The sequence below is a fragment of the Streptomyces malaysiensis subsp. samsunensis genome, assembly GCF_024519315.1.
In the GTDB taxonomy this organism is placed as follows: domain Bacteria; phylum Actinomycetota; class Actinomycetes; order Streptomycetales; family Streptomycetaceae; genus Streptomyces; species Streptomyces malaysiensis.
The window spans coordinates 68,690-95,378 of the sequence record NZ_JANIIC010000046.1; the positions used below are offsets into that span (position 1 = coordinate 68,690).

The 26,689-nt window shown below is 70.9% G+C and carries 26 protein-coding genes and 2 pseudogenes; 14 read left to right on the forward strand and 14 right to left on the reverse strand.

All coding sequences use genetic code 11. The features are described from left to right. Positions 1-15 precede the first annotated feature (15 nt). From NQU54_RS32420 to NQU54_RS32430, 3 genes are read right to left on the reverse strand one after another with little or no spacing between them, the layout of a single operon-like run. Complete coding sequence (locus NQU54_RS32420) at positions 16-741, reverse strand: YoaK family protein (protein WP_257634128.1); 726 nt, start codon at positions 739-741, stop codon at positions 16-18. Then, positions 738-1,187, reverse strand: coding sequence for a GlcG/HbpS family heme-binding protein (locus NQU54_RS32425; protein ID WP_257634129.1), 450 nt, complete (start codon positions 1,185-1,187; stop codon positions 738-740). The genes NQU54_RS32420 and NQU54_RS32425 overlap by 4 nt, the downstream gene beginning before the upstream one ends. A gap of 50 nt (positions 1,188-1,237) precedes the next feature. Then, the gene (locus tag NQU54_RS32430) at positions 1,238-2,638 is read right to left on the reverse strand and encodes an aldehyde dehydrogenase family protein (protein WP_257634130.1); all 1,401 of its coding nucleotides are present in this window, start codon (positions 2,636-2,638) and stop codon (positions 1,238-1,240) included. 184 nt (positions 2,639-2,822) lie between these two features. Here NQU54_RS32430 and NQU54_RS32435 point away from each other — a divergent pair, with 184 nt between their 5' ends. The 4 genes and pseudogenes from NQU54_RS32435 to NQU54_RS32450 form a co-directional block, all read left to right on the forward strand. After that, positions 2,823-4,589 carry a PucR family transcriptional regulator gene (locus NQU54_RS32435; protein WP_257634131.1) on the forward strand — a complete coding sequence of 589 codons (1,767 nt, stop codon included), beginning with the start codon at positions 2,823-2,825 and terminating at the stop codon, positions 4,587-4,589. A gap of 143 nt (positions 4,590-4,732) precedes the next feature. Then, positions 4,733-5,860: an NAD(P)/FAD-dependent oxidoreductase gene (locus tag NQU54_RS32440; protein ID WP_257634132.1), complete on the forward strand. Its 1,128-nt coding sequence runs from the start codon at positions 4,733-4,735 to the stop codon at positions 5,858-5,860. A gap of 2 nt (positions 5,861-5,862) precedes the next feature. After that, positions 5,863-6,213: a Rieske (2Fe-2S) protein gene (locus tag NQU54_RS32445; RefSeq protein ID WP_079153606.1), complete on the forward strand. Its 351-nt coding sequence runs from the start codon at positions 5,863-5,865 to the stop codon at positions 6,211-6,213. 1,497 nt (positions 6,214-7,710) lie between these two features. Further along, positions 7,711-8,424, forward strand: a pseudogene (locus NQU54_RS32450) (hypothetical protein); the annotation flags it as partial. A 66-nt stretch (positions 8,425-8,490) separates the two neighbouring features. Here the strand turns inward: NQU54_RS32450 and NQU54_RS32455 are convergent. Continuing rightward, positions 8,491-9,273, reverse strand: a complete 783-nt coding sequence (locus NQU54_RS32455) for an SAM-dependent methyltransferase (protein WP_257634133.1) — start codon at positions 9,271-9,273, stop codon at positions 8,491-8,493. 340 nt (positions 9,274-9,613) lie between these two features. After that, positions 9,614-10,507: a helix-turn-helix transcriptional regulator gene (locus NQU54_RS32460; protein WP_257634134.1), complete on the reverse strand. Its 894-nt coding sequence runs from the start codon at positions 10,505-10,507 to the stop codon at positions 9,614-9,616. Positions 10,508-10,653: 146 nt separating this feature from the next. Between NQU54_RS32460 and NQU54_RS32465 the strand changes: the two genes are divergently transcribed. Next, positions 10,654-11,493, forward strand: coding sequence for an SDR family oxidoreductase (locus tag NQU54_RS32465; protein ID WP_257634135.1), 840 nt, complete (start codon positions 10,654-10,656; stop codon positions 11,491-11,493). An 18-nt stretch (positions 11,494-11,511) separates the two neighbouring features. Here NQU54_RS32465 and NQU54_RS32470 read toward each other — a convergent pair whose 3' ends face one another. Further along, positions 11,512-11,970: a hypothetical protein gene (locus NQU54_RS32470; RefSeq protein WP_257634156.1), complete on the reverse strand. Its 459-nt coding sequence runs from the start codon at positions 11,968-11,970 to the stop codon at positions 11,512-11,514. Between the two features lie 151 nt (positions 11,971-12,121). Here NQU54_RS32470 and NQU54_RS32475 point away from each other — a divergent pair, with 151 nt between their 5' ends. Then, on the forward strand, positions 12,122-12,931 hold the full coding sequence (locus tag NQU54_RS32475; protein WP_257634136.1) for an alpha/beta fold hydrolase: 810 nt from the start codon (positions 12,122-12,124) through the stop codon (positions 12,929-12,931). Between the two features lie 352 nt (positions 12,932-13,283). Here the strand turns inward: NQU54_RS32475 and NQU54_RS32480 are convergent, their stop codons facing one another. Continuing rightward, positions 13,284-13,895: a TetR/AcrR family transcriptional regulator gene (locus tag NQU54_RS32480; protein WP_069869538.1), complete on the reverse strand. Its 612-nt coding sequence runs from the start codon at positions 13,893-13,895 to the stop codon at positions 13,284-13,286. A gap of 265 nt (positions 13,896-14,160) precedes the next feature. On the opposite strand from NQU54_RS32480, the gene NQU54_RS32485 reads away from it, so the two are divergent. The 4 genes and pseudogenes from NQU54_RS32485 to NQU54_RS32500 form a co-directional block, all read left to right on the forward strand. Beyond that, entirely contained in the window at positions 14,161-14,721 is a 561-nt protein-coding gene (locus tag NQU54_RS32485; protein WP_257634137.1) for a DUF308 domain-containing protein, read from the forward strand. Position 14,722: 1 nt separating this feature from the next. After that, positions 14,723-16,162, forward strand: a complete 1,440-nt coding sequence (locus NQU54_RS32490; RefSeq protein WP_257634138.1) for a dihydrolipoyl dehydrogenase family protein — start codon at positions 14,723-14,725, stop codon at positions 16,160-16,162. Positions 16,163-16,280: 118 nt separating this feature from the next. Next, on the forward strand, positions 16,281-16,436 hold the full coding sequence (locus NQU54_RS32495; RefSeq protein ID WP_257634139.1) for a hypothetical protein: 156 nt from the start codon (positions 16,281-16,283) through the stop codon (positions 16,434-16,436). Next, a pseudogene (locus NQU54_RS32500) lies at positions 16,433-16,571 on the forward strand (class II glutamine amidotransferase); the annotation flags it as partial. The gene NQU54_RS32495 and the pseudogene NQU54_RS32500, both read left to right, overlap by 4 nt. Before the next feature lie 177 nt (positions 16,572-16,748). On the opposite strand, the gene NQU54_RS49830 reads toward NQU54_RS32500, so the two are convergent. Continuing rightward, positions 16,749-17,081 (reverse strand): GlcG/HbpS family heme-binding protein, encoded by a 333-nt coding sequence (locus tag NQU54_RS49830; protein WP_257634140.1) that lies wholly within the window; start codon positions 17,079-17,081, stop codon positions 16,749-16,751. 248 nt (positions 17,082-17,329) lie between these two features. Beyond that, entirely contained in the window at positions 17,330-18,289 is a 960-nt protein-coding gene (locus tag NQU54_RS32510) for an NADP-dependent oxidoreductase (protein WP_257634141.1), read from the reverse strand. Between the two features lie 125 nt (positions 18,290-18,414). Between NQU54_RS32510 and NQU54_RS32515 the strand changes: the two genes are divergently transcribed. Next, positions 18,415-19,395 carry a GlxA family transcriptional regulator gene (locus NQU54_RS32515; RefSeq protein WP_257634142.1) on the forward strand — a complete coding sequence of 327 codons (981 nt, stop codon included), beginning with the start codon at positions 18,415-18,417 and terminating at the stop codon, positions 19,393-19,395. 134 nt (positions 19,396-19,529) lie between these two features. Here NQU54_RS32515 and NQU54_RS32520 read toward each other — a convergent pair whose 3' ends face one another. Continuing rightward, complete coding sequence (locus tag NQU54_RS32520; protein WP_257634143.1) at positions 19,530-20,648, reverse strand: FAD-dependent oxidoreductase; 1,119 nt, start codon at positions 20,646-20,648, stop codon at positions 19,530-19,532. Positions 20,649-20,750: 102 nt separating this feature from the next. On the opposite strand from NQU54_RS32520, the gene NQU54_RS32525 reads away from it, so the two are divergent. Beyond that, a complete protein-coding gene (locus NQU54_RS32525) occupies positions 20,751-21,452 on the forward strand; it encodes a TetR/AcrR family transcriptional regulator (RefSeq protein ID WP_257634144.1) in 702 nt (233 codons plus the stop codon). A 170-nt stretch (positions 21,453-21,622) separates the two neighbouring features. On the opposite strand, the gene NQU54_RS32530 is transcribed toward NQU54_RS32525, so the two are convergent. The 4 genes from NQU54_RS32530 to NQU54_RS32545 all read right to left on the reverse strand — a co-directional run bounded on the left by NQU54_RS32530 (position 21,623) and on the right by NQU54_RS32545 (position 25,961). Beyond that, entirely contained in the window at positions 21,623-22,267 is a 645-nt protein-coding gene (locus tag NQU54_RS32530; protein ID WP_257634145.1) for a response regulator, read from the reverse strand. A gap of 4 nt (positions 22,268-22,271) precedes the next feature. Next, positions 22,272-23,657 carry a sensor histidine kinase gene (locus NQU54_RS32535; protein WP_257634146.1) on the reverse strand — a complete coding sequence of 462 codons (1,386 nt, stop codon included), beginning with the start codon at positions 23,655-23,657 and terminating at the stop codon, positions 22,272-22,274. A 74-nt stretch (positions 23,658-23,731) separates the two neighbouring features. Continuing rightward, positions 23,732-24,955, reverse strand: coding sequence for a Clp protease N-terminal domain-containing protein (locus NQU54_RS32540; protein ID WP_257634147.1), 1,224 nt, complete (start codon positions 24,953-24,955; stop codon positions 23,732-23,734). Between the two features lie 619 nt (positions 24,956-25,574). After that, positions 25,575-25,961 carry a hypothetical protein gene (locus NQU54_RS32545; protein WP_257634148.1) on the reverse strand — a complete coding sequence of 129 codons (387 nt, stop codon included), beginning with the start codon at positions 25,959-25,961 and terminating at the stop codon, positions 25,575-25,577. Between NQU54_RS32545 and NQU54_RS32550 the strand changes: the two genes are divergently transcribed. Both NQU54_RS32550 and NQU54_RS32555 read left to right on the forward strand, forming a co-directional pair. Continuing rightward, positions 25,954-26,328 (forward strand): TetR-like C-terminal domain-containing protein, encoded by a 375-nt coding sequence (locus NQU54_RS32550; protein WP_257634149.1) that lies wholly within the window; start codon positions 25,954-25,956, stop codon positions 26,326-26,328. The two genes, NQU54_RS32545 and NQU54_RS32550, sit on opposite strands and share 8 nt — an antisense overlap. After that, positions 26,325-26,689 (forward strand): hypothetical protein (locus NQU54_RS32555; RefSeq protein ID WP_257634150.1); only part of this gene is annotated, 365 nt, incomplete at its 3' end. The genes NQU54_RS32550 and NQU54_RS32555, both read left to right, overlap by 4 nt.

Below are 26,689 nucleotides of genomic sequence, written 5' to 3' on the forward strand. Positions count from 1 at the left end.
CCCGGCCCGGTGCGCTTACGCGCGGCCGCGCAGCAGCAGCGCGGCCGCCGTGGCCGCGGGAGCCACCATCGCCGCGACGGGCGGCGCCCACACGAGGAGCAGTCCGCCCGCCACGCCGCCCGCGAGCAGGGCGGCGAGGACGGCGGTGCGCAGGCCCGCGTGGGTGCGGCCGCCGCCGGCCAGGCCGGAGACGAGCGACGTGAGGGTGCCGGTCACGAACGTGGTGGTGATCCCGGCCCGGTCCATCCGGCGGGCGGCGGCGGTCTGTAGGCCCATGGCGGCGGCCGACACCAGGATGAGGCCGGCGCCCACGGCGGTGCCGGGGTCGGTGCCCGTCGCCGCCCAGCCGGTCAGGAAGAGCAGGTGCAGGACGAGGGTGCCGTACAGCGCGGCCGAGCCGGTGCGGGCGGGGAGGCGGAAGCCCGCCAGCATGCCCGCCGTGAAGCCGGCGAAGGACGCGGTGCAGCGCAGCACGTCGCCGTGCAGGATCTCCGTCCAGGACTCGCCCCGGCCGGCGGCCATGCCGACCATGACCAGGTTGCCGGTCATGTTGGCGGTGAAGACGCTGCCGAGGCCGAGGAAGGACACCGCGTCGGTGACCCCGGCGGCGAGGATGAGGAGCAGGATTGCGAGGTCGGTACGGCGGTGAGCGGCCCGCGCCGGAGAGGGGGGATGATCTCTCCGGCGCGGGCCGGGTCGCGCCGGGGGCCCCGTCGGGGCCGTGGTGGAGGCGGCGGTCACGCGGACTGTACGGCGACCTTCCGCTCGAAGGCCGCCAGCGCCGCGGCACCGACCGCCTTGTCCTGCTCGCCGTTGCCGCCGCTGACGCCGACGGCACCGATCACCTGGCCCTCGTACACCACCGGGAAGCCGCCGACGAACGCGGCGAAGCGGCCGGGGTGCATGTGCTGGATGCCGAACGCCTCGTTGCCGGGCAGGGCCGGGCCCTTCGGCTCCTCGTTGAACAGGTGGGTGGCGCGCTGGTGGCCCGCGGCCGTGAACGCCTTCGCTATGGCGATCTCGACGCCCGTCAGCCGGGCGCCGGTCATCCGGTGCAGGGCGACCGGGTGGGCGCCGTCGTCGGCGATGCAGATGGTCTGCTTGACGCCAATCCGGGCGGCCTCGGCCTCGGCGGCCTCCAGCGTGATCAGGGCGTCCTCGAGGGTCAGGCGCTGGACGGTGTGCATGGTTCTCCCGTCGGGTGGGGGTGGTTCAGGCGCTTTCGTACGGGCCGTCGTCAGGCCAGGACGTTGCAGTACACGGTCTTGGTGTCGGTGAGGAAGTCGAGCGCGGTGCGGCCCCCCTCGGGGAAGGCGCCGGAGCTGGAGGCGCCCCAGCCCCCGAAGGGGGGTGCCACGCCGTTGCCGGTGGTGCGCTCGTTCACCTTGACAAGTCCGCAGCGGGCCTCGCGGACGAAGCGGCCCGCGGTGGCCAGGTCGCGGGTGTGGACGGCGGTGACGAGGCGGTGGTCGTCGGCGTTGATCTCGGCCAGGGCCTGGTCCGGGCCATCGATGGGGACGACGGACAGCAGCGGGCCGAAGATCTCGCCGGTGATCGCCGGATGGTCGGCCGGTACGTCCGTGAGCACTGTGGGAAGCAGCCAGTGGCCGGCCGGGTCGGTGCCGGGGGCGAGGGTGCCCTGGCCGGCGATCTTGGCCCCGGCGGCCGTCGCGGAGTCCAGGAGGGCGGTGACGCGGTCCCGCTGCGCCGCTGTGGCCGCGGGGCCCATCGCCGCGGCCGGGTCGTCGCCGCGGCCCGCGGTCAGCTTCGCGGCCAGGTCGGCCAGCAGCTCCGTGAACTCCGCCGCCACCGCGCGGTCCACCAGCACCCGGTCCGTCGCCGTGCACACCTGGCCGGTGAGCCCGAAAGCGCCCGCGGCGACCTCGGCGGCGGCGCGCGGCAGATCCGCGTCCGCGCAGACCAGAGCGGCGTTGTGGCCACCCAGCTCGAACTGGACGCGCACCCCGGGCCGCACCGCGCGGTGCAGCGCGGCGCCGGTGCGGTCCGAGCCGGTGAACGTGACCGCGCGTACCTCCGGGGCGCCGGCCAGCGCCGCCATGGCCTCCGGGTCGTCGCCCTGGACGACGCGCAGCGCCTCCTCGGGCACACCGCCGCGGTGGCAGGCGGCGGCCAGCCGCTCGCCCGCGCCCGGCGTGACCGGCGACGGCTTGAAGACGACGGTGTTGCCGGCCGCCAGCGCCGGAGCGATCTTGCGGGCGGCGAGGGACAACGGGAAGTTCCACGGGGTGATGGCCACGACGACGCCGAGCGGCACCCGCAGCGTCCACGCGGACACCCCGGCCGACTCCGCGGGGTAGGTGCTGCCCTCGGCGAGGAAGGCGAGCTGCGCGGCCAGCCGGAACTGCTCGACGGTTTTGGCGACCTCGGTGCGGGCGGCACCGAGCAGCTTGCCCTCCTCCCGGGAGATCAGCTCGGCCAGCTCCGCCGACTCGGCGGCCAGCTGGGCCGCGCCGCCGTGCAGCGCCTCGGCCCGCTTGCCCGCCGGGGCGGCGGACCAGCCGGCGAAGGCGCTTTGGGCACTACGCACTGCCTCCGCGGCGTCCGCGGGGCCAGCGGCCGGCACCTCGGTGACCAGTTCAGATGGGTTTGCCGGGTTATAGGACCTGAGCGCCCTCATGGAGTGGCCCTGGGGGTGGTCTGGTGCACAAGTAGGTTTCCCGTCAAGATGACCTCCACGTCCTCGTCGGCCGTGACCCGGCGTCGCTGGCTCGTATCGCTGTCTTCGTACGACCCAGCATTCGCCGCGCACGGCCAGGCCGCTTCGTACAAACCGCATTTTCGCCGCAGGAGGATGTAGGCAGATGGCACAAGACGTACTGCACAAGAGGGGCCACGAACAGGGGCTTACGGTCGAGTCGCTGCTGGCCGAGCCAGTGCTGCGCGGGCGGCTGCTCGGCGGCAAGGCGGGGCTGAGGCGTCCGGTCACCTGGTGCCTGCCGCTGGCCGAGCTGCCGCCGGGACCCGGCCCGCAGCGGCTGGCGGCCGGGGCGGACCTGGTCGGGATAGCCGTATACGCGACGGCCGCCGAGCTGGTCGCCGCGCACGACTGCCGGCGGCTGCTGGCCGGGCTCGCGGCGCGCGGGGCGGCCGTGGTGCTGGCCCGGCTGCGGCCGGGGACCGAGCCGGACTTCGGCCCGCTGATGCGGGGGGCGGACAGCGCCGGGCTGCCGCTCGTCCGGCTGGCGCCGGAGGCCGACTACCACCGCGTCAGCCGGCTGGTGGCGGTCAAGGCGATCGCCGACACGGCGCACGTGCTGGAGTACAGCGTGCGCGTGCACCGCACCCTCGGCGAGGTCTTCGCCGCCGGCTCCGGACTGCCCGCGCTGGCCCGGGCCATGGCCACGCTCTCCGGCGGCTCGGTGATGATCACGGACCAGCACGGCGAGCTGCTGGCCCGGGCCGAGCGCGACCGGGCGGCCTCCGACGCGGAGTGGCAGGAGCTGTCAAAGGCGGTGCACGAGCAACAGGGATACGCCGCCGAGCCGGTGGACGACCCGCCGGCCGACTATACGTCCGACCACGCGTCCGGGCACGGCCATCCGGGTGCCCACGACCTCGTCGCCGCCGCGCCCTGGGGCGAGCGGCTGCACGTCGTCACCGCACCGGTGCGGGTGGCCGGCGAGCCGTACGGCACCGTCGCCGTCGTCGAGCCCGTGCTGCCGCCCGGGGAGCACGCGCTGGCCCAGCACCGGGTGATCGTCGAGCAGGGCGCGCCGCTGGTGGCGTCCGAGATCCTGCGGCAGCGCTCGGTCACCGAGGCGGAGGAGCGCTCCCGGGACGACTTCCTGGACACGCTGGTGCACGGGCGGTTCACCGACGCGCATGAGCTCCGGGCCCGCTCCCGGCACTACCGGTTCGACACCGAGGCGGCGCACGCCGTTTTCGTCGTCCCGATGCAGGCGGTCGGCCCGGCCGCGTGGGCGCAGTCGCTGCCGCGCGCGGTGGGCGCGCTGCGCGGGATGTCGGGCTTCACGATGGCGGCGCTGATGGGTCACCTGCTGGTGGTCGTGGCGGAGTTCGGCGATCTGGGCGAGAAGGCGGAGCTGCGGCGCTTCGGACGGCAGCTGCACCGGCTGGTGGCGGATCGTACGGACGGCGCGGCGCAGGTGGCGTACGGACGGGCGGCGCAGGGCGCGGCGGGGGTGGCCGCGGGCTACCGCGAGGCGCGGATCGCGCTGGAGCTGTCGGGGCGGGTGCCGGTGCCGGAGGTGTGCGGGTACGAGGAGCTGCGGGTGTTCGCGGCGGTCGAGGCGGCCGCGAACTCCGCGCAGGGGCGGGAGTTCGCGGCCGAGGTGCTGGAGCCGCTGCGGCGGGCTGATGGGCAGAGCGGGAATCTGGAGGAGGTCGTGCTGGCGTATATCGCGGAGTCCGGGAATTTGAATGCCGCTGCGCGGCGGCTGCAATTGCATCGGAACACGATGCTGTACAAGTTGGAGCGGGCGTCGCGGGCTTTGCAGATGGATGTGCGGTCGGCGGAGACCCAGTTCACGGTGTGGCTGGCCCACCGCATCGAAACCCTCAACGATTCCCTGCGAGTTCTACAGGCCGAGTTGTCGCCGCCGGCGTAGGTGTTGCGGTCAGCCTCTTCGCACGGCTGCGCCGCCCGGTGGCTCGGGCCACCCCTCTTTGGGCGGCTGGGCCGCCCAGAGGGCGGGGGTCGGCTCGTGGGCGGGGGGTCGGCTCGTGGGCCTCTTTGCCCGCCCGTCCCGTTGTGTGCGCCACGGTCAGTCCCGGTGCCGGAAATGTTGGCGGCCGCCGGAGGCTGTGCCCACCCGTTCCGCCCCCCGGGCGGACCCGTTTGCCCACAGCCCTGGGCGCCGCTGCGCCCAAAGCCTGGGCGACCCCTGCCGTACCCACAGCCTTGGGCGCTACCCGCTCCTCAAGTGGACCGGTTGCCCACAGTCTTGATGTCCATCGCCCCTCTGGCGGGCCGATTGCCCGCAGACGGGGTGGTGCCGCCTGTCTTTGGGGCGGCGAAGAGTGGCGGCTGCGCGAGCTGCTGCGGCCCGGCGGCCGGCTCGTCATCGTCGGCGCCGGCTTCGTCGGCTCGGAGGTGGCCTCGACCGCGGTGGCCCGCGGCGTCACGCCGGTGGTCATCGAGCAGGCGGCGGTGCCGCTGGAGCGGGTGCTGGGCGCCGAGATGGGGCAGTTCTGCGCGGACCTCCAGCGGGCGAACGGGGTGGAGCTGCACACCGGGCAGGCCGTCAGTTCGGTACGGACCACCGCTGACGGCGTCGTGGTGCGCACGGACGGCGGGCTCGAGGTGACGGGCGACGCGGTCGTCATCGCTGTCGGCGCGCAGCCGAACACGGATGTCGCGCGCGCCTCCGGGATCTCCGTCTCCAACGGCGTGCTGGTCGACGAGCACTGCCGCACCAGCATCGAGGGCGTCTACGCCGCCGGCGACGTGGCCAACCACCGCCACCCGCTCTATGACCGCTGGCTGCGCGTCGAGCACTTCGACAACGCCAACAAGCAGGCCATGGCCGCCGCCAAGAACATCCTCGGCGGGGCGGTGGTGTACGACGACCCGCACTGGTTCTGGTCCGACCAGTTCGGCCTCAACCTCCAGCACTGCGGCGACGCCCACGGCTGGGACCGCCTCGTCGTGCGCGGCTCGGTCGCCGAGAGCGACTTCATCGCCTTCTACCTCGCCGGCGGCGTGCTGCGGGCGGCCTTCACGGCCGAGCGGGGCGGCGACGTGTACGCGGCGAAGGAGCTGATCGCGCGTCAGGCGGCCCCCGATCCGCGGCGGCTGGCGGACGAGGACGTGGACCTGATGGACCTCATGGACGAGTTGCCGGAGGCCGCGGAGGCCGCCCCGTCGGGAGGGAACTGACCATGGAGAGCGAGACGACCTTGGAGAGGGAGAGGGCCGTGGAGTATGTGAGGGTGGCCCGCTCCGGGCAGGTCCCGGAGGGCGTCGTACGCCGCTTCTTCGTCGACGACCTGGAACTCGCGGTGTCCCGCTTCGAGGGACGCGTGTACGTCAGCGCCAACTACTGCACCCACCTGGCCTGCCACCTCTCCGCGGGCAAGGTCACCGAGGACGGCCTGATGTGCTCCTGCCACGGCAGCATCTTCGACTGGGACACCGGCGAGCCGCTGTCCCCGCCGGCCCTCAAGCCGATCAAGGTGTACCCGGTCCGTGAGGAGAACGGCGAGATCCTGGTCGGGGGCCTGGAGGGCTGACGGTGCGGCCGGTGTCCCAGCACCACCGGCCGCGTACGCCACAAGCACGTCCCGTTCCGCGGACCCAGCGCCCCGACCGGGCGCGCTGCGCTTCCGGTCGCCGGGCTGCCCGCGGTAGCGGGGTCCGAGGAGTATCCGAGCAGAGATCACCGCTACGGCGTTCAGTTTCCTGAACGCTTCGGGCTCACTGGTCAGTGGCGGCCTTGGCGGAACGGGCTGTACGCCTCGAAGGGGTCCTTGTCGGTTTCCCCGCGCTGTCGGCGCTCGGCCTGCTCCAGCCGCCACGCAGCCCGCTGCACTCGCGCCAACGATGCTGGTCTCTCCCGGTTGCGACCCCTCCAGAGGTGATGACGGCCCGGCCGACGATCTGCTTGGCCGGGTCCTTGCCCCGGTTGCGAACCCGCCAGGGCCGACGGCGACGTGCACAAGGCTACGGGCCAGGTCTGGCGGTACACGTTGCAGGCTCTTGCTCTATGACCACACTCTGGTGTGCTCTCCTGGAGTCGCTTATCATCCGAGAACTGATTGAGGGCGTGACCTCGCGGCTGCGCGGACCTATAACGGCCCGCCGCTTCCCAGGGGTTACACCGTCTCAGCCAACCATCGTGCTTCGGTGGTCGGGCTGAGGCGGCATGTCTCGGAACGGCCACCCTCACAGAAGGATGTCGGCCGTTGAGTCCCGGACCTTTGACGCGCCTCTTGCTCGTCGCCCTGGCAACTGTCCTGTCTCTGCTAGTCGCAGTCATCGCTGGTGTGCTGTCTTGGGCAGCGGACGGAAGCATGCCACGCGCAGTGCTCTGCGGCGGCGGGGCTTTCGTCGTATGGATGGCCCTCTCCATCTCCCTGTACTCAGCTCTGGGCTTGCTCGACAGGGGCGTCGGGCAGGGAAGATGTGTAGCGCAGCCGACCGGGGTGCTCGCCGTGCTTTCCCGATAGACCGGGCAGGGACCTGGGGGTTGCGCAGCCAGATCAGGCGGCTCTTGGGCCGCTCCATCTTCACCAGCAGGTCGTGCAGGGGCACCAGGCGGGGATGGATGCGGCCGGTGCCGTCGTCCAGGAGCACGGCGAGTTGGTCGGCGAGCGTGCAGCGTTCGCAGAGGCGTCCGCCCAGCAGTATGCCCTCGAATCCGCACCGGTCGCAGAAGAAGGTGCGGGTGATGCCGGCGCGGTCGCGGCGGATAGCGGTCCCGTCCAGGGCCTTGCCGGGAAGAAGCCGTGTGGTGCCGCAGTCGGGGCACTGCCCGGGGTGTGCATGGCCCGTTCGAAGCAGGTACGGCAGATCGGCCCGTCGCTCCACTCGGCGGCCTTGGCTGCCCGTCGGCCGCAGCGTGTGCAGTCGCGGACGTGCCGGCGCTCGTATTGCTCGCGGTTGCTCGCGGTTGCTGTAGGCGGGGCTCATGACTCCGGGGTGAGGCGGACGCGCTTGGGCCGTCGGGCGGACAGGTCGATCGGAGCCTCTTCGCCGGCTGCCCGGCGGGCCGGGAGGCCGGCTGGAAGCTCGCCCGCGTGCTCACCGGCGAGCTGGGGGAGGAGTGGCTCGACACCTACGAGGCCGAGCGCCGTCCCAACGCGGATTTCTACACCGGCCTCGCGGTCGGCCTGGGCCGCGTCATCAAGCAGGAGGCGACGCCGCAGGAGATCGAGGCGATGAACACCATCCCCGAGAACACCGTCACGCCGTGGGAGCCACCGTTGACCGCCCCGCCGGTGCTGGCCGGAGGCTGGCTGAATGGCGAGCAGGGCGATGGCAGCGCCATCGGCCGGATGGTGCCACAGCCGATCTGCGGCGACGCCGTGGGCGCGATGGCCCGCCTCGACGACCTGCTGCCCGACGGCTTTGTGCTGCTCGGCGCCGACCTTGATCCGGCCACGCGGGCCGACCTTCTCCTCGTCGACGGCGACCCACTTGAGGACATAGTCGTACTGCGCGACCCGTCACGTCTCGCGGTGATCGTGAAGGACGGTCGTATCGTCAAGTCCACGCATCGCGGGCTACTCCTCGGGCGGCTGGCTGGCGCACGACCTGGCCGCGCACCTGGAGCGGACCGGCGCCCCCGTCACCGCGCTGCTGTTGAACCACTGCACGGCCGACCCGGCGGCGCCTTTGTCAGGGTCAAGTCCAGGGGTTCGACGGGAGTTCGGGCCGGAGGCACTGCTCAACTACCAGGAGGTGAAGTCGATCCACCGGTGACCACCGCGCATCGGTTGTAGCCGCGCGCTCCCCGTGAACGGCGGGAAGTTCCACTACTGCCGACAAGACCGGTGGGTCATGACCGCTCAGGGGATCCTGGCGACGCCGACGTGGAAGCCACTGCGCTCGGGTGCCGGTGCCGGGTTTTCCCGGTACCACTCGGTGGCGGACACCAGCCCCGGTGCCACGAGTTCCAGTCCCTCGAAGAAGGGCTCGACCTCACTTTTGGTACGCAACCGCAGCGGGATCGCGGCCTTCTTGTACGCGGCCTCGATCTTCCCCTCCCACTCAGGATGCTGGTCGGCCGTCCCGTGCGAGAGGAGCAGGAAGCTGCCTGAAGGAAGTGCTGTCACGAGGGTGCGCACGATGCCGTACGGATCCTGGTCATCGGGCAGGAAATGCAGCAGGGCGAACAGGGACAGGGCGACGGGGCGTTTGAAGTCGAGCTGCTCACTGGCGCGTTCCAGGATGACCGCGGGCTGCCGCACATCCGCGTGGAGGAAGTCGGTCACCCCCTCCGGGGTGCTGGTCAGCCGCGCTTCCGCGTGACGCAGGACAATCGAGTCGTTGTCCACGTAGACGATCCGGGCGGCGGGCGCTATCGCCTGCACGGTCTCGTGCAGGTTGGGTGCGGTGGGGATGCCGGAGCCGATGTCGAGGAACTGGTCGACGTCGTTCTTCGCCAGCCAGGCGACGGCGCGGTGCATGAACGCCCGGTTCCGGACCGCGTTGCCACGAGTCTCCTCGGGCAGTGCCTCGCATACGTTCTGGTCGATGGCGTAGTTGTCCTTCCCGCCCAGCAACCAGTCGTAGACGCGGGCGGGGTGAGGTTTGCCGGCGTCGGTGCCGGCACGGGATATATCGGTCACGGGACTTCGTGCGCGGAACCCCGGACGCGATGGGTGCAAGCCCATCCGCCCCTGGTCGCATAGGTGTTGTCAGCGCCCGCCGAGACTGTCCAGGGCTGTAGGCCGGAAAGGTTCACCGGCTCGCGACGCCCGGTGCGACACGCCCCCACCCTGCCGCCGGGAGGTGCCCCAACGCGGCGTTGCCGCATCGCCCACGTACGTCCCGTACGAGGACGATGCTCCGCAGAAGATTGTAGCGTACGCTCTATACGGCGCGCACCTCGTCCCCACCATCGCGCTGGCTGGGCCATCCGGAACAGGCGGTGTTCGCAAGGCGGGTGCCGGTGCCGGGCCGTCGGAGCTACCGCTGGTCGCCGCTGTGGGGGATCGGATCAGGCGGTGTGGCTGACGGATCCGGGGCGGTGAGATTCTGGTGTCCTATGACGCGCAGCAGTTCGAGCTGTCCCACGGCATCGCTGCCCGGGCGGGGGGTGAAGACGAGCAGCCGCTGGTCCTGCCGGGCGGTGGCGAGTACTTCGCAGTCGATGGAGACGATGCCGACGGCGGGGTGGACGATGCGCTTGCGGTCGCTGCGGCGTACGGCGACGTCATGGCGCTCCCACAGATCGTCGAACTCGCTGCTGGCGGCGCGCAGGGCGCCCACCAGCTTCGCGGCCTGCGGGTCCCGGGGACGTAGCGCGACCGCGGCGCGCAGGTCGGCGACCTGAACCCGGCTCTGGTGTTCGTGGTCCTCACCGGGGTAGAGCGCCCGGGTGGCCGACTGGGTGAACCATCGGTAGATGAAGTTGCGGGCGAGCCCGGTGTATGCGGTCTGCTCGCCGAGCAGTGCGACCGCCATCCTGTTCTGTGCGAGGACCTCACCCAGGTCGGAGACGACCTGGGCAGGCAGTTCCGTGAGCGCGTCCAGCAGTCGCAGCAGGCCCGGGCTGACATGGTCGTCGGCGGCGAAGGCGGGTGGAGAGTGGTGACCGGCCAGGTGGAACAGGTGGTCGCGTTCGTCGATACCCAGCCGCAGCGCTCGGGAGAGCGCGGTGAGCATCTGCGGTGACGGCTGCGGACCGCGAGCCTGCTCCAGCCGGATGTAGTAGTCCGGGGACATCCCCGCGAGCTGGGCGACCTCGTGCCGACGCAGCCCCGGGGTCCGTCGGCGTGCGCCTGTGGGAAGGCCCACGTCGGCGGGGGTCAGCAGCTCGCGGCGGCGCCGCAGGAAGCCCGCGAGCTCCTTCTTGTCCATGCATCCGAGTATGAGCCTCTCGGGCGCGGGCAGGGAGGGACTGCCGATACCTGTCTTCGCGGGTCTCTCCCGGACCGGTGCGTGCCGCCGCACCGTGGTGGGGCGAGCCCATCGCACCGAGCCAACCGAGTAGAGGGAAGAACCTGATGAAGATCCTCGTCACCGGCGCCACCGGAACCGTCGGCGGCCATGTCGCCCGACAGCTCTCCGGCAGCGGCCACCAGCTCGTGGCCCTGATCCGTGACCCGTCCAAGGCCGACCTGCCCGCCGACATCACGATCGTCGAGGGTGACCTGACCGACGCCTCCGCCGTGCGCCGAGCCTTGGACGGCACCGACCGGGCGTTCCTCAACATGGCCGACGACAACGGGGCCGTCTTCGCCGACGCTGCCGCCGAGGCCGGGCTGGGACACACCGTGCTGCTCTCCTCCTTCGCCGCGGTCACCGAACTGCCCTCCGGCCCGGCGAACATCATCACCGCCCGCCACCAGGCGGGGGAGCAGGCCCTCATGCAGGCCGGTGTGCCCTCGACGTCGCTGCGGGCAGCCGGGTTCGACTACAACATCCTGATGTGGGTCGCCGGCGCCGCCGACGGTGTCGTGCGCGCCCCGAACGCGGACGTGAAGCTCCCGGTGGTCGACCCGGCCGACATCGCCGCCGCGGCCGTCGCCGTACTCACCGCCACCGACCCGAAGCCCGGGGCATACTCGATCACCGGGCCGCAGCGCCTGTCCGTGCGCGACCAGGTCGCCATCATCAACGAGACACTGCACCGCTCGTACACCGTGCAGGAGATCAGCCAGGCCGAGGCGGCCACGGCGGCGTTTGCGCACGGCACCCCGGACTTCGTCACCACCTCCGTGCTGGAGACCATGGGCCCCGGCGCGGCCGTACTCGTCCCCAGCGGTGACGTCCAGACCCTGACCGGCAAGCCGGCCCGGCCCTTCCGGGCTTGGGTCGCCGACAACGCCAAGGCCATCGCGTGACAGCGCAGATGGCAGGAGTCAGGTTGCCTGGACTGTGGTGTTGGTGATGGAGGGGGACGTGTCTGCCGCGGTTGCGGTTGCTGTGCCGGTGCGTGCGAGGAGGAGTCCTGCGACGCCTTGCAGAAAGGTTTCGGAGACCAGTTCGGGGTCGAAGAGGCAACCGGCGGCCATGGCACCGTCCCTGAGCATCACGAGGTGCCGGGCTGCCGGGGCGGCTGGTGCGTCGCTGGTCTGTGCCAGCAGGTCCGTGATGGTGTTCAGGAACCACTGGCGGTGAGCCAGGATGAATTGGTGGATCGGGTGGGCGGGATCGGGGTATTCGGCTGCCGCGTTGAGGAAGGCGCAGCCGTGGAAACCGGGGGACAGGATGCCCTGGGTGATGGATTCGGCGACGGCCTGGACCTTGCCGACGGCTGACTCGCTGCTTGCCTGGGCGGCGGCGACCTGTCCTCGGATTCCCTGGTCGGCCTGGTTAATGGCGGGACCGAACGTTCTCTCTCGCCGTGCACATGTGTCCGTGCCGGGCGAGGCGGCGGCGTCCAGGTCCACGTGGAACAGGGGCGGCCCTCCGCACCTCGAAGCAGCACCTCCGCACCTCGAAGCAACAGTCGAACCGAAAGGCCACGCCATGCGAATTCGCATCCCCCGTCGCGTCGCACTTGCTGCCGGCGCCCTCGTTCTGCTCGGTGCGACCACCGCTCCGGGCGTGGCGCTGGCGACCGACGACGGGTCCTCTGCCGCATCCGCTTCCCCGAAGCCGACCGTTGTCCTCGTCCATGGAGCGTGGGCGGATTCCTCCAGCTGGCCGTCGGTGATGGAGCGACTGCGCAAGGACGGCTATCCGGTGCGAGCCATCGCCAATCCGCTGCGGGGGCTCGCCAGCGACACTGCCTACGTTTCCAGTTACCTGTCCACGATCGACGGCCCCGTGGTGCTGGTCGGCCATTCCTACGGCGGTGCCGTGATCACCAACTCCGCCGCTTCGGACCCCGATGTGAAGGCCCTGGTCTACGTCGCCGGCTTCATCCCCGCGAAGGGTGAGACGGTGGGCGATCTGGCTGCCAAGTCCTCACCGCCCATCCCGCTCATCTCGACCGCCATCCCGGGCGGTACGGACGTGTCCATCGACCCGGCCCACTTCCGGGAGGTCTTCGCCGGCGATGTCGACGAGACCACAGCCGCCAATCTGGCAGCGGTCCAGCGGCCCGCCAACACCGAAGCGGTCTCCGAAGCCGGCGTTGAGGAAGCGTTCCGCACCATCCCCTCCTGGAGCCTGATCACCCGCCAGGACCACGCGATCGCTCCCGACGTCCAGCGTTTCATGTCCAAGCGAGCCGGTTCGCACACCGAAGAGGTCAACGCCTCCCACGCCGTGATGATCAGTCGCCCCGGCGCGGTCACGCACATGATCGAGGATGCTGCCCGCGACACCCGGTGAAACCACCGCGTTGAACCCCGAGGCGAACCCGCCTCTCCGACGCTGTCACAAAGTGCGGCGGTGGGTGCCTCGGGGCCGCCACGGGCTGCCCCCAACCCCGGCGGCGTGCGTGGTGGCGACTACTACATCCCGGGCGGACAATGGGCCGTCAATTCCCGGTTCGACACGGGAAATCAGCTCGATGCCGCGCCTCGCCCACACCGGCGACCGCGGACGCGCACGCCGGTGGTCGGCCGGTGGCGTGGCCGTCCATGGAACCTGAATCTCGCCGGTCGGTCCGCCGTGGAACCCCGACGGTCACACCGGTGGGGACCGACCGCGGTTGTCGGTACCGCACGGCGTGATACCTGACTCACATGTCGGCCGGCTCGGTGTAGGAGGGCGCGGCGTGGGCTTTGAGGAGTCCTTCGACTCCGCGTAGGAAGGTCTCGCATACCAGTGCGGGGTCGAAGAGGCAGCCGGCGGCCATCGCGCCATCCCGCATCATCACGAAATGGCGGGCGGCGGGTTCCGCGGGCTGCTCTCGGATCTTGGCCAGAAGTTCGGTGATGGTGTCGAGGAACCACTGGCGGTGCGCGAGGACGGCCTGGTGTACCGGGTGATCGGGGTCGGGGTACTCGGCGACGGCGTTGAGGAAGGCACACCCTCGGAAGCCGGGGGACCGGATGCCCTCGGCGATGGACGCACTGATGGTCCGGATGGTGTCGGCGGCCGGGAGCCCCGCGGCGACGGCCGCGTCGGCCTGGCCGCGTATGGCGCGGTCGGCCTCGTTCAGGTAGGCGACGACGAGGCTTTCCTTGCTCGGGAAGTGGCGGTAGAAGGTGGCCCGTGTCACCTGGGCTTCCGCGACGATGCGGTCGACGCCGACGGCGTGGATCCCTTCCGCGTAGAACACCCGGATGGCCGTCTTGAGCAGCCGGGACCGGGCTTCGGACGGCCTGCTTTCGGATTCGCTGCGCACCATGCTGTCATTCTAGGTGTAGAACGTTCGGTCTTGACAAGGTGCGACGTTTCTTGCCAGGCTACGAAACAGAACGTTCAGTCTCGCAGAGCCGGGCGTCCAGTGGCTCATCGCGTTCGGCGGTGGCCCGGTCCGTCACCCGCCCTGGCGCCGGCAGGACCGGGCGATCGCGCCGGTCCGGGAGACATACGGCGGGCCCGATCGTGAACGCCGACCGCGGGAAGCCCTGAACTTCTTTCTCCTTCGCATATCCACCGAAAGGATCAACGTGACCACCATTGCTGCTCCGTCCGGTACCACCGGGACGGCTTCTGCCCTGCGGCAGCTGTACTTCGTCCGGTTCGCGTTCGCCATCGTCTGGGCCCTGGTGATGTTCACCATGGCCTCGAAGCTCAGCCCGGTCGCGATCGTGCTGCTGGTGCTGTATCCGCTGTTCGACGTGGGTGCGGCCGTCGTCGACGCGAACGCGTCGCGCACCACTCGATCGCCGGTGCTGCTCTACGTGAACATGGCGGTCAGCTTTGTCGCGGCCGTCGGCGTGGGCATCGCCTCCGCGTCCGGCATTCCGGCGGTGCTGCGGGTGTGGGGAGCCTGGGCGATCGTGTCCGGGCTGGTCCAGCTGATCGTGGCCGTTCCCCGTCGCAAGATGGGTGGCCAGTGGCCGATGATCCTCAGCGGCGGTATCTCGGTCCTGGCCGGTGCGTCGTTCGTCGCGTCGGCCGGCGCGGACAAGCCCACGCTCACCAGCGCGATCGGCTACGCCATCCCGGGCGGCGTCTTCTTCCTCATCTCGGCCCTGCGCCTGGGCCGCGCCGCCAAGGAAGACTGACATGGACGACCACACGTACGACGTCATCGTGATCGGTGCGGGTCCGGTCGGGGAGAACGTCGCCGACCGGGTGGTGCAAGGCGGGTTGAGTGCCGCCATCGTCGAGCGGGACCTGGTCGGTGGCGAGTGCTCCTACTGGGCCTGCATGCCGACCAAGGCGCTGCTGCGGAGCACGGCCGCGCTTCGGGCGGCCCGGCACGTGCCGGGATCGCGTGAGGCGGTGACCGGTGACCTGGACGTCACGGCCGTGCTCCGCCGTCGTGACTCCTTCTCCTCGCACTGGAAGGACGACGGGCAGGTGTCCTGGCTCGACTCGGCCGGGATCACGCTGTACAGGGGCCAGGGGCGGATCCGTCCCGACCGGGTCGTCGAGGTCACCGATGAGGCAGGTGTCGCGACGTCCCTGACCGCGCGGCATGCGGTCGTGATCGCGACGGGCAGCGCCGCGCTGCTGCCGGACATCCCCGGTCTGCGCGAGGCGGAGCCGTGGAGCAGCCGGGAAGCCGCCGCCGCAAGTGCGGTACCGGGTCGGCTCGCCGTCATCGGCGGCGGCGTCGTGGCGTCGGAGATGGCGACGGCGTTCGCCGCCCTGGGATCGTCCGTGACGATGCTGGCCCGTGACGGTGTCCTGCCGCTCGCGGAGCCGTTCGCCGGAGAACGGGTCACCGAGTCGTTGCGGGAAGCCGGTGTCTCGGTGCTTCTCGGCGCGGAGGCCGGGACCGTGAAGCGCGACGGCGACGGTACGGTGCACATCACGCTCACCACCGGCGAGGACGTCGAAGCCGACGAGGTCCTCGTCGCGGTCGGCCGCGCACCGAACACCCAGAACATGGGGCTCGGCACCGTCGGTCTGACGCCGGGTGCCTGGCTCGCGGTGGACGACACGCTGCGGGTGGTCGGAGATGACGGGGCGCCGCTGGCCGGCGGGTGGCTGTACGCCGCCGGTGATGTCAACCGGCGCGTGCTGCTGACTCACCAGGGCAAGTACCAGGCCCGTGCGGTGGGTGATGTCATCGTGGCGCGTGCCAAGGGCGAGGCGGTCGACGACAGCCCGTGGGGCCGCCACGTGGCCACGGCCGACGAGCGTGCGGTGCCTCAAGTGGTCTTCACCGAACCGGAGATCGCCTCGGTGGGACTGACGGCGGCCGCGGCCGAGACCGCCGGGTTCCGGATCCGCGTCGTCGACTACGACCTGGGTGCCGTCGCGGGATCGGTCCTGCACGCCGACGGATACCGGGGGCAGGCCCGCATGGTCGTCGACGAGGACCGCAAGGTGATCGTCGGCTTCACGCTCGTGGGTCCCGATGTGGCGGAACTGCTGCACGCCGCGACGATCGCGGTCGTCGGTGAGGTGCCCCTCGACCGGCTGTGGCACGCGGTTCCGGCGTTTCCCACCGTCAGCGAGGTGTGGCTGCGGCTGCTGGAAGCGTACGGCCACTGATCGCCCGGCCGATGTCTCGTCCCGACGCGACCGCGACGGGACGAGAAGGCGGTTTGGGGCCGGCAGCTCGACACGACATACGACGCACCACCGCGGGCCTGTCCTGTCGCCGCCACCGATGTCTGATGCGGCTGGTGGCTGTATCCGGCCACGCGCCGCCGTCAGTGAGGCCGAGGTCGAGGCCTCCGTCTCGACCGACCTGGACACCGTCCGCGCCGTACGGCGGCAGATCTTCTCCTGGTTCCGCACGGCCCGGTCGGCGGGGGCCGTTTGACGTGCCGTCACCTTGCCTACGTGGATCCCGCGGAGCCGTTCGACGGGCTCCTCGTGGCCCCCGGGTTGTACCGTCGGCCCTGGGCGCCCCCGGCACCAGCGGTACGGCACCGTGGACGCCGACGGGTTCGGCGTCCTGGCCCACCGGGAGTCGCCCGTGCGCGACGTGGCCACGGGAGCCACCCGGTTCAGCACAGTCGCGGCGGACGTCCTGCCCACGATGCCAAGGCTTGGGTCGAACGGATGCGGCGGAGATGAACGCAACCCGTCTGCCCTCGATGGTGCGAGGGCAGACGGCATGTGTTGAGTCCGGTCAGCGAGTGGGCAACTCGAACCCGAGTGTGGCCAGGGCCTCCTCGGCAGCCTGCATATCCTGCTCGTAGCTGCCACCGGAGATCCCGAGACCCCCGACGCACTGGCCGTTGTCGATGATCGGGTAGCCGCCGCCCACGGCCATCACACGCGGGTGGCCGCCCAGCGGCGCGATGCGCTGGTTGGCCAGGTAGTCGTTCCACACATGGGTCGGGGTGTGGAACGACGCCGCGGTCCACGCCTTGTCCACGGCGACTTCGGCGGTGAGGAAGGGCGCATCGTCGGCGCGGTCGAATGCCTTCTGTTGACGATCGGACCGATCTCGTTCTTCCACCGGTTGTGCTGGTAGACGGCCGCGTACAGGGCGTCGCTGTCCGACTCGTCCTCGAACCGGCGCATCCACACGTAGCCGTCCTCGTCCTGGTCGTCGATGAAGGAGGCGGTCACGTTCATACCCTGCGCGGTCTGGAACGGGATGATCACCTCTTCCATGTATCGGACCCACTCCTCGCGGCGTCCGGCCTTGGTCTGGTAGCGGCGGATTTCGTAGTACATGGTGCTGCTCCGGGGCAGGTGCGAGGGTCAGTTGACGGTGAGAACGAGCTTTCCGCGGGTGCGGTTGGTCTCGCCCAGGCGGTGGGCCTCCGCGGCCTCTTCCAGTGCGAAGGAGCGCTCCACCTCGACGCGGACCTTGCCGGAGTCGACCAGACCGGCGATCGTGTGCAGGGCGGTGGCGTCCGGCTCCACCAGAAACGGGCTGGTGCGCACCCCGGCTTGCCCGGCCACGGTGGCAAGACGCTCCGAAACACCGCCGGGAATCGCGACGACCAGGCCGCCGGGACGAGTCACCGACACAGAACGTGCGTCGGTGTCATCCAGGGTGCCGATCAAGTCGATGACGACGTCGATGTCGCCGGTGACGTCCTCGAACGGCTGCCGGGTGTAGTCGATGACCTCGTCCGCACCCAGTTCCTTGAGCCAGGCGTGCCGGGGTTCGCGGGCGGTCGCCACCACCTCGGCGCCGAGGTGCCTGGCGAACTGCACCGCCAGGTGCCCGACGCCGCCGGCCGCCGCATGCACGAGGACGCGCTGCCCGGCCTTCACACCGGCGGTGTCGACCAATGCCTGCCACGCGGTGAGCGCGGCGAGAGGCAGGCCCGCGGCCTCGACGTGACCGACCGAGGCCGGCTTGCGGGCGAAGTGGCGGGAGGGCGCCGTAACGAACTCGGCGTAGGCACCGGCGGCCCTCGGGAACCAGGGCATGCCATAGACCTCGTCACCGGGCGCGAGTGTGGTGACGCCGAAGCCGACCTCCTCGACGACGCCGGAGACGTCCCAGCCCAGGATCATCGGCAGCGTCTGCAACCCGGCCATCCCCTGGCCCGCACGGGTCTTCCAGTCCACCGGGTTGATCCCGGCGGCGTGCACACGCACCAGCACCTCGGTCGGCAGGGGCTCGGGCCGGGCGACCCGCTCGGCGGTCAGCACCTCGGGCCCGCCGAATTCCCTGATGGTGACAGCACGCATGGTGTGCTCGCTCATGCTTCCTCGCTCATATCCGTTTCGTGGGTTCTCGTGCCGGACCGCGGCCCGGCGAGATCCACTCTGGCGTGTGCCCGCTGCGGCGGGTGAGTGGCCTGAGGGACACCTGTCGTACCATTCCGGCCATGCCACATCATGTTGCCGTCCTCGCTCTCGACGGGGTCCTGCCGCTGGATCTGGGCATCCCGGCCCGGGTGTTCAACGAGGCGTGTACCTCCGACGGGACCCGTCTCTACTCCGTGAGCACCTTCTCGCCCGGAGGCCGTACGGTCCGTACGCACGAGGATTTCCGGATCCTCGTCGACCACGACGAGTCCGTGCTGAAGACCGCGGACACCGTGGTGATTGCCACCCAGGAGCCCGGTGAGCACCTGCTGGCCACGGGGACACTGCCGGGCGACCTTGCCGCGACGCTGGATCGGATACGGCCGCGGACCCGCATCGTGAGCCTGTGCACCTCGGCCTTTCTCCTCGCGGCAGCCGGTCTGCTCGACGGCCTGCGAGCCACCACCCACTGGGCGCTGTGCGACACCTTCGCGGAGCTGTTCCCCGACGTCGAGGTCGATCCGAACGTGCTGTTCGTCGACAACGGGCGCATCCTGACGTCCGCCGGCGGGGCCGCGGGCATCGACATGTGCCTTCACCTGGTGCGTCGGGATCACGGAGCGGCCATCGCGGCGGCCGCGGCACGCCGGTGTGTGGCAGCCCCGTGGCGCGAGGGCGGGCAGGCCCAGTTCATCGAGCACTCGGTCCCCCGAGACGCCGACCGGTCCACCTCGGCAACCCGGCAGTGGGCACTGAAACGGCTGGCGGAACCGATCACGCTGGAGGACATGGCACGGCACGCGCACATGAGCGTACGCACCTTCACCCGCCGGTTCCGGAGCGAGGCAGGCATCAGCCCACTCAAGTGGCTGGCCCAGCGCCGGCTGGCACACGCGCGCCTGCTCCTGGAGTCCACCGACCTGCCCGTCGCACGGATTGCCACCGCCTGCGGCTTCGGCGACCCGGTCGCCCTGCGCAAACAGTTCCACACCCACCTGGGCCTGTCCCCGGTGGCCTACCGCCGCGCCCACAACGCACCGGAGCCGACGACAGCGCGGTGACTGTCCAGAGGGCCGACGGCCCGACCCCGCCGGGCGGAGTGCCCCCGACAACCTTCACCGGACCGACGCCGCACTCGGCGCCGGGCCGCAGCCCTGGCCGAATCTTCCTGACCGGTATCGTCGCCCTGCGCTGATCAGCTCCCGGCGAGGGCGTTGATCAGGTTGTGGGGTGTGCCGTCGCCCAACATCACGTGAAGATCGGGGGCCCCGGCGTTGGACGCGACGCTGCGCACGAACATGGCCCGCTCGTATTCGGTGAGCGCGGTCTCGATGTCGTCGGGGTGTGCGGCGATGGCCTTGCCCAGTTCGGCGCCGTCGTACAGGGCCAGGTTGGCGCCTTCGCCGTTGGGGGCCGCGAGGTGTGCCGCGTCGCCGAGCAGGGTCACCCCCGGTGTCCGATCCCACTGGTGCTCGACGGGCAGGGTGTGGATGTTGCGCAGGATCGGCGCGGTCTCGCCGTCGGTGATCAGCGCGGTGAGCTCCGGCGCCCAGCCGTCGAACTCCCGTGCGATCTGTGCGGTGGCCGCGGCGGGGTCGGCGAAATCGATGCCGGTGAACCAGTCCTGCGGCCTGGCGAGAATCACCCAGGTGTGGAGGTTCCCGCCGCGCTCTCGGTGAGCCAGTATCCCCTTCCCCGGCTCGAGCACCATCATCGTTCCGCCGCCGACGGTTTTCGCGCTGGTCGGGTGCAGGTTGTCGCCTTCGAACAGGTGGGTCTCGATGAACGAGACGCCGGTGTACTCGGGTGTCGCTCCGGAAAGCAGTGGCCGGACTCGGGACCAGGCGCCGTCGGCGCCGACCAGCAGGCTCGTGGTGGCGGCAGTGCCGTTGGCGAAGGCCACCTCATGGCGGCCGTCGCCGAGGGCGCGGACGCCGCTGACCTTGTGGCCCCACCGGACGGTGCCGGCCGGGAGCGAGTCGAGCAGCATCTGCCGCAGTTCGCCGCGCTGCACCTCGGGCTTGCCACCCGTACCGTCGTCGGGCACGTCCAGCAGTACGTTCCCGTCCCGGTCCAGAAGCCGCATCGCCTGGCGTCCCGCCAGGATGATCTTGCGGAACTCCTCGGTCAGGCCCGCCGTCTGAAGCGCCGGCTGGCCGTTGTAGTCGCGGATGTCGAGCAGACCGCCCTGAGTGCGCGTCGACGGGGAGGATTCCGCCTCGTAGACCGTGGACGGGACGCCGTGCACGTGCAGCACGCGGGACAGCGCCAGGCCGCCCAGACCTGCTCCGACGATCGTGACCGGTGTCGTCATGGGTTTCCTCCCGAAGTCGCAGGACCGATCCTGATTGGATCGTCGCTCCAACAAGCTAGCACGACGTTGGAGTGGCGATCCATTCATGCGATGATGAGGACCATGAGGAAGAAGACCGCGACGCGATCCCAGCGGGCCCCGCGGCGCACGGACAGCCTGTCCAGAGAGCTGATCATCCAGACCGCGATCGAGCTTCTGGACAGCCGTGGCGAGAGCGCGTTGACCCTGCGCGCGCTCACCGTTCGCCTCAGCACCGGCTACGGAGCGATCTACCACCACGTCGCGGACAAGAGCGACCTGCTCGCGGCCGCCACCGACGACATCATCACCCGCGTACTGTCCGGCGCCGGCATGGATACGGACCCGCGGGAAACCCTGCGCCACCTCGCCCTGGGCCTGTTCGACGCGATCGACGCACACCCCTGGGTCGGGGCAGAACTCTCCCGGCAACCGTGGCGACCCGCTCTGCTGGACTTCTACGAGAGCATCGCCAGACTGCTGGACGCACTGGCCATCCCCGAACGATCGCGCTTCGACGCGGCCGGCACGCTCATGAACTACGTCCTCGGCGTCGCCGTGCAGAACGCCGCGAACGCCCGGCGCCTCGCCGACAGTGACACGGACCGAGCGACTTTCCTGGACACCGCTGCCGCGCAATGGGCGCAAGTGAACCCCAGCCGGTACCCGTTCGTCCACGCGGCGGCGGCGCAACTGCGCGAGCACGACGATCGCGAGCAATTCCTCGCCGGTGTCGACATCTTTCTGACAGGTATCGCCGCCCTGCGCCAGTCTTCCGAGTCTTGAATACGGTTCAGATATGAGGCGAGGCGTGACGGATTTCGTCACCGGTCGCTGGATGCTTTGCGGTCCGGACCCGGCGTGGGTCGCGCGAACTACCTGCGGGGCGGCCGAACCCCGTCCGGGAGCGTCCCGGGCGACTCTCGTGGCGGAAAGGTGTGCGGCCTGCCCGGGCGTCAGTCGAGCAGCCCCGCCTCCTGCGCCAGCACCGCCGCCTGGACGCGGTTGGTGCAGTCAGTGCGGGTGAGGATGCTGCTGATGTGGGACTTGACCGTGCTGGAGCTCAGATGGAGCTGTGCGGCGATCTCGGCGTTGGAGAGGCCGGTGCCCAGCAGCCGGAGGACGTCCCGTTCGGCCGGTGTCAGGTCCGCGATCCGACGTGACGCGGCGTCGGTGCCGTGGCTCAGCCGGGTCCGGAAGTCGACGAGTTGGCGGGTGACCTGCGGGGCGAGGACGGGTTCTCCGGCGGCGGCGCGGCGTACGGCGTCGATGAGGTCGCGAGGGCCGGTGTCCTTGAGGAGGTAGCCGTGGGCCCCGGCGCGCAGGGCGCTGGTGACGGTCGATTCCTCGCCGAAGGCCGTCAGCATCACCACCCGGGTGCGGGACGAGTGCCGGGTGATCTCGGCGACGGCGGTGATGCCGTCCCCGGGCATGCGGACGTCGAGGAGGGCGACGTCGACGGGGTGGGCGCGGCAGGCTTCGACGGCCTCACGGGCGTTCTGTGCCTCGGCCACGATACGGACCTCGTCGTCGGTCTCCAGGATCAGCCGGATCCCGGCGCGCATCAGCGCCTCGTCGTCGGCGATCAGGACTCGGATCATCGGTTCAGTGTAGGACCGCCATGATCAGCAGGGCGATGGTGGTGCCGACCGTCGGCAGCAACACCAGTATCGCCACGCAGCCGCCGCCCAGGAGGCGGGGCCACGTGAGGACCTCCGTGGACAGCGGTGGTCGGGAGCCCGCCCCGCCGGACACCGGCCTGGGCGAAGTGGCGTACACGGGCGGCGAGTCGGGCCGGAGGGGTATCCGCGCGGAGAGGACGAAGCCGCCCTCCGGGCGCGGTCCGGCGTGGAGTGCGCCCCCGAGCAGGCTGATCCTTTCCTGGAGGCCGATGAGTCCACTGCGGTTCCCGTCCCCGGGCGGACGGGGCACCGGCGGGGCATCGTTGACGACGGTGATGACCACCGTTTCCCCTTCGTCGTGGAACGTCACACGGACAGGCGCGCCGGGTGCGTGCTTCAGTGCGTTGGTGAGTCCTTCGCGGGTGACACGGTGGACGGCCTGACGGGTGCGGGCGTCCGTGCCCGTCTGCCCGGTCGCGTTCCAGTGCAGTTCGGCGTCGGCCCCAGCGCTCCGGGCATCCGCGACCAGGGCCGAGAGGGACTCGTGGGTCCCCCGCTCGCCGATGTTCTCGCCGGACGGGTGACGGAGGACGCCGAGGATGCCGCGCAGTTCGTCCATGGCCGTTCCGGCGGTGGTGTGCAGGAGTTCGGCCTGGGAGGCCAGCGGGGGCGCCTGTCGTTCGGCGGCGAGCTGGAGGGCTCCGGCGTGCACGGAGATGAGGAGGATGCGGTGGCCGAGCAGATCGTGCATCTCGGAGGCGATGCGCGCCCGTTCCTCCATGCGGGCCGTCTCGTCGGTGAGCAAGCGGGCCTGTTCGAGGTAGGCGTTGCGTTCCCGCAGCAGCCTCGTCAGCGGGCGGCGACGCCCCAGCATTATGCCGGACAGCGCGGGCAGCAGGATGAACAGCGCAGCCACGCCGGCGCCGACGGCCAGGTACGGCATCTTCGGGAGTCCGCTGAGGGATTGGGCGGCAATTGACAGGAGCGCGGCGCCGGCAGCGCTCGCCCCGACCACTGCCCAGGCGCGCCGTGCGGGGGTGATGCGGCGCACGGCGGACCACACGACGCACGGCACCACCACCATCGCCCACACGTTGTCCCCGGCGATCAACGGCACGCAGCACAGCACCGTGAGGGTCGGGTACATCCGCCGCGCGGGCACGAGCAGCGCCGCCCACACCCCCAGGAGGGCCACCGACACCGGGTGGGCGGGCGGAACCAGCGGAACCGGCGCCAGCGAGCACAGCAGGACCAGGCCGGCGAGTACGGACTCGGTGACGACCGTCCGTCGGGGCGCGGTGCGCACCGCCTCCCGGATCGCGGCGGCCTCGCGGCGCGCCCGACTCCAAAGTCGCACTGCCGGGCTCATGGTTTCCTCCGTGTGGTGTGGATGCCGTTCTCAACCGCTGCTCTGGTCAAACGCGTTGGCGGACCACCGCGGCCTCAGGACGCCTGGGCCGCTCCGCCCGGGACCCGGAGCTCCGGCTCCGCCCGCAGCCCGGCGACGTCCGCCCCGCACTCGGTCAGCACACGCTCGATCTCCGCCGCGGATTCCGCGTCCGTCCCTTTCTCGTCCAGCAGCGCGGCCAGCAGATGGGTCGTGCCGACTGTGGACGAGCCCTGGGCGGAGGCGGTGAGCTCCGTGACGTGCAGGAGCCGCCGGCCGGAGTCGCCGGTGTCGCCGGCCTCCGGGGGCTCCCCCTCCGCGACCCCGGTGGTGGGAAGCAGTACCCGGGTGACAGCATCCTGCCGTACGCCGTGCCGGCGAAGGAGTTCCGCCCCCCGGTTCGCCTCCGTCAGCTTCTCGGGCAGCTCACGCCCCGCGACGGTCAACGACCGCTCCAACGCCAGAATACTCAGCAGCACATCGACGGGTTCCACCTCCGACGCCCCGCGCCGCACCGCCTTCCGTTGTGCCTCCGAGTGCACCACGCCCACGACCGCGGAGCCGAATCCGGCACCGCCCCCGAATATCCAGGCAGTGAAGTTCCGGGTCAGCGGATTACCGCTCTTGCCGAACGTCCCCGCCTTGCGCAGCACCAACACCGCAGTGGGCTCCGGCGCTTCGTCGCTCTCCCGCAACGCGTCGAGCGCCCTTGGGACAGCCGAGACGTCCAGCTTCTTCACCGCCATGGCCTCGCGGGCACGCGTATCGGGCAGCTCGACCAGCGCGCGCGCCACATGGCGGACGCGCACCGAAATGGTGCCCTCCTCCCGTGCGGCCTCCAGCGCCTTGCGCAGACAGGTCCGCAACGCACCGGTCATCGGCGGGAGTTCGAGACTTTTCTTCTCTTCCTCCTTTTTCTTCCGGTTCTTCCGGCGCAGCCTCTTGGCCTCCTCCTGCCGGACCACCCGCCAGAAGGCGTCGATCTCGCGCTCGTCGTCCGGGCTTCCCACCACACCGTCACCCGCGTCGTCGCTGACCCACACGGATGTCCCCCGGCACCCGATCGAACCGCCGAGCGAGCCGGCGGCCCTCATCCCGGGTGCGATCGCGGAACCCGCGGCCCAGTCACCCGACACGAGCGCATACAGCACGCTTTCCGTACCGACGTCCTCGCGTTCCTGCTTGTCCACCGCGCGCATCGCCTCCAGTAACAGCTTGACGACGTCCCTCTCGAACTCGGTGGTCACACCGGCGTTGCGGTCGGACATTCGCTGATCCATCCCTGCCTCCCTCTCCGTGGTGTTACCTGCTGAGGAGGACGCTAGTGCGCGTTTTCCGGCTCCGCGTCGCCTGACCGGCCATGCCTCAGGTCCGATCGGCCGGGTTCTTCCGTCCGGGCGGACGAGAGGAGGCTTTGCGGTGCGGGCCCAAGTGGGTCGCCCTGCCGCTGGGGTGGCCGCTGCTGCGTTACGCGCGGACGGCAGACGACGGTCGATCGTGAACCCGACCGAGTCCCGTGGCGGCGACAACGCCGCCCGGTTCCGCGTAGAACCGGTCGGCGTCCAGCGGGGGTGGCAAGGGCGGCGCGGAGCAGGCCAACAGCGGCGGTGACACCAAGGAGGGCGCGCGCTCGACGACCGCCTCGGGCGGGGCGGACGAGGTCGCGAGCAAGGCACAACCGCTGGCGCCCAGCCGTGCCGCGGCGACGAGATGCTGGTCACCGTGGTGCACCGGTTCGCCGGGCAGCAGGACGACCGCCTGCTGGCCACCGACTCGAACGAGGGCACCGAGCCATGCTGGGTCACCTCGTACCGGGCCGTGAGGCCCGGTGAGCAAAGGCGAGGACGACGCGGAGAGTGGGCAGTGTTGCGCGAATTGTGCTCGTGACCCTCGCCTCGGTCACCGGACTCCTGGTCCGCGGCGCGGGGCCGTCGGTCCGTAGTGCACCTGGAAGCTGACGGTCCGCCGGTTGCCGAAGTCTGCGATCACGGAGTAGGGCGAGAACTCGCGGATCGGCTCGTGCGCCCATTCTGCAAGGAACGAGCGGGACTGTCGCAGTAGATCGCGGTCCTCGTGCTGGACGCGCAGTGTGTGCGGGCGTAGTTGAGCGACTTCGTGGTAGCGGCCCAGTCGGCGCTGCCAGAGGGTCAGTTGGTCGCCGTCGTCGATCGCCACCAGTCGCCGCCGCGCCAGCCGGGCGAGCACGGTGAGCGGAACCCCGCCGATGGCGTCGAACGTGCAATCGGACTGTCGGCGGCGCCGCGCGTCGAGCCCTGCGATGTCCACGATCCGTACCCAGCGGATCCGCAGGTTCGCGGCGCTGCCGCCGTGGCGGCGCAGATGGGCGCGCGTCCGCGCCCCGCGCCCCGAAGACGAGGAATACCAGGCCGTGGCCTACGAAGCGGTGCAGATCCTGTTCGACGCGGTCGCCGGCTTCGGGCTGACCGACGAGCGCGCCATCGACGCGGTCCGAGCCCTGCGCACCATCATCCACGGCTTCGCCGGCCTCGAAAGCGCCGATGCCTTCCAGATGGAGCGCGACCCCGCCGACAGCTACCGGTTCGTCGTCGACATGCTCATCAACAGCATGCGCGCAGAGGCCGCCATCAGCGGGCCCGACACCGCGCCGCTCCATGTCGGGGAGGGACCATGACCCAGGCCGCCGACTCTCCGAACCGCACCAACGCCGCCTCCGGGCTGCGGTTCCTGACCGAACTGATCGGCTGGACGGCCACCCCATGGGCGCTGCACCGGATCGACTGGGCGGTCGCGATCGCCGCGCTGGTCCTGCTGATCGGAATGCCGGCCGTCGTCGGGACACCCGGCGACCGCCCCTTCGACCCGCCGGTGGCTATCCCCGGCGCGGCGATGCTCCTGCTCGTGCTCCTCGAAGTGGCCGCCGCAGCGGTGGCACCGTGGTTCGCGTGGCCCACGTGGGCGGCGGTCGTCGCGACCGGGCTGGCCGCGACGTCCGTCGTGCTCGAACAGCCTCGCTGGCGTTGGCTGTTGCGCCA

Bases quoted from the DNA above. Each gene is read 5' to 3' on its own strand.
- NQU54_RS32430 (WP_257634130.1), bottom strand. From the start codon at position 2,638: ATGAGGGCGCTCAGGTCCTATAACCCGGCAAACCCATCTGAACTGGTC.
- NQU54_RS32435 (WP_257634131.1), top strand. From the start codon at position 2,823: ATGGCACAAGACGTACTGCACAAGAGGGGCCACGAACAGGGGCTTACG.
- NQU54_RS32425 (WP_257634129.1), bottom strand. From the start codon at position 1,187: ATGCACACCGTCCAGCGCCTGACCCTCGAGGACGCCCTGATCACGCTG.
- NQU54_RS32540 (WP_257634147.1), bottom strand. From the start codon at position 24,955: ATGGATCAGCGAATGTCCGACCGCAACGCCGGTGTGACCACCGAGTTC.
- NQU54_RS32515 (WP_257634142.1), top strand. From the start codon at position 18,415: ATGCCACATCATGTTGCCGTCCTCGCTCTCGACGGGGTCCTGCCGCTG.
- NQU54_RS32510 (WP_257634141.1), bottom strand. From the start codon at position 18,289: ATGAGCGAGCACACCATGCGTGCTGTCACCATCAGGGAATTCGGCGGG.
- NQU54_RS32490 (WP_257634138.1), top strand. From the start codon at position 14,723: ATGGACGACCACACGTACGACGTCATCGTGATCGGTGCGGGTCCGGTC.
- NQU54_RS32550 (WP_257634149.1), top strand. From the start codon at position 25,954: ATGTCCACGATCCGTACCCAGCGGATCCGCAGGTTCGCGGCGCTGCCG.
- NQU54_RS32465 (WP_257634135.1), top strand. From the start codon at position 10,654: ATGAAGATCCTCGTCACCGGCGCCACCGGAACCGTCGGCGGCCATGTC.
- NQU54_RS32480 (WP_069869538.1), bottom strand. From the start codon at position 13,895: ATGGTGCGCAGCGAATCCGAAAGCAGGCCGTCCGAAGCCCGGTCCCGG.
- NQU54_RS32530 (WP_257634145.1), bottom strand. From the start codon at position 22,267: ATGATCCGAGTCCTGATCGCCGACGACGAGGCGCTGATGCGCGCCGGG.
- NQU54_RS32495 (WP_257634139.1), top strand. From the start codon at position 16,281: ATGTCTGATGCGGCTGGTGGCTGTATCCGGCCACGCGCCGCCGTCAGT.
- NQU54_RS32535 (WP_257634146.1), bottom strand. From the start codon at position 23,657: ATGAGCCCGGCAGTGCGACTTTGGAGTCGGGCGCGCCGCGAGGCCGCC.
- NQU54_RS32475 (WP_257634136.1), top strand. From the start codon at position 12,122: ATGCGAATTCGCATCCCCCGTCGCGTCGCACTTGCTGCCGGCGCCCTC.
- NQU54_RS32445 (WP_079153606.1), top strand. From the start codon at position 5,863: ATGGAGAGCGAGACGACCTTGGAGAGGGAGAGGGCCGTGGAGTATGTG.
- NQU54_RS32525 (WP_257634144.1), top strand. From the start codon at position 20,751: ATGAGGAAGAAGACCGCGACGCGATCCCAGCGGGCCCCGCGGCGCACG.
- NQU54_RS32460 (WP_257634134.1), bottom strand. From the start codon at position 10,507: ATGGACAAGAAGGAGCTCGCGGGCTTCCTGCGGCGCCGCCGCGAGCTG.
- NQU54_RS32520 (WP_257634143.1), bottom strand. From the start codon at position 20,648: ATGACGACACCGGTCACGATCGTCGGAGCAGGTCTGGGCGGCCTGGCG.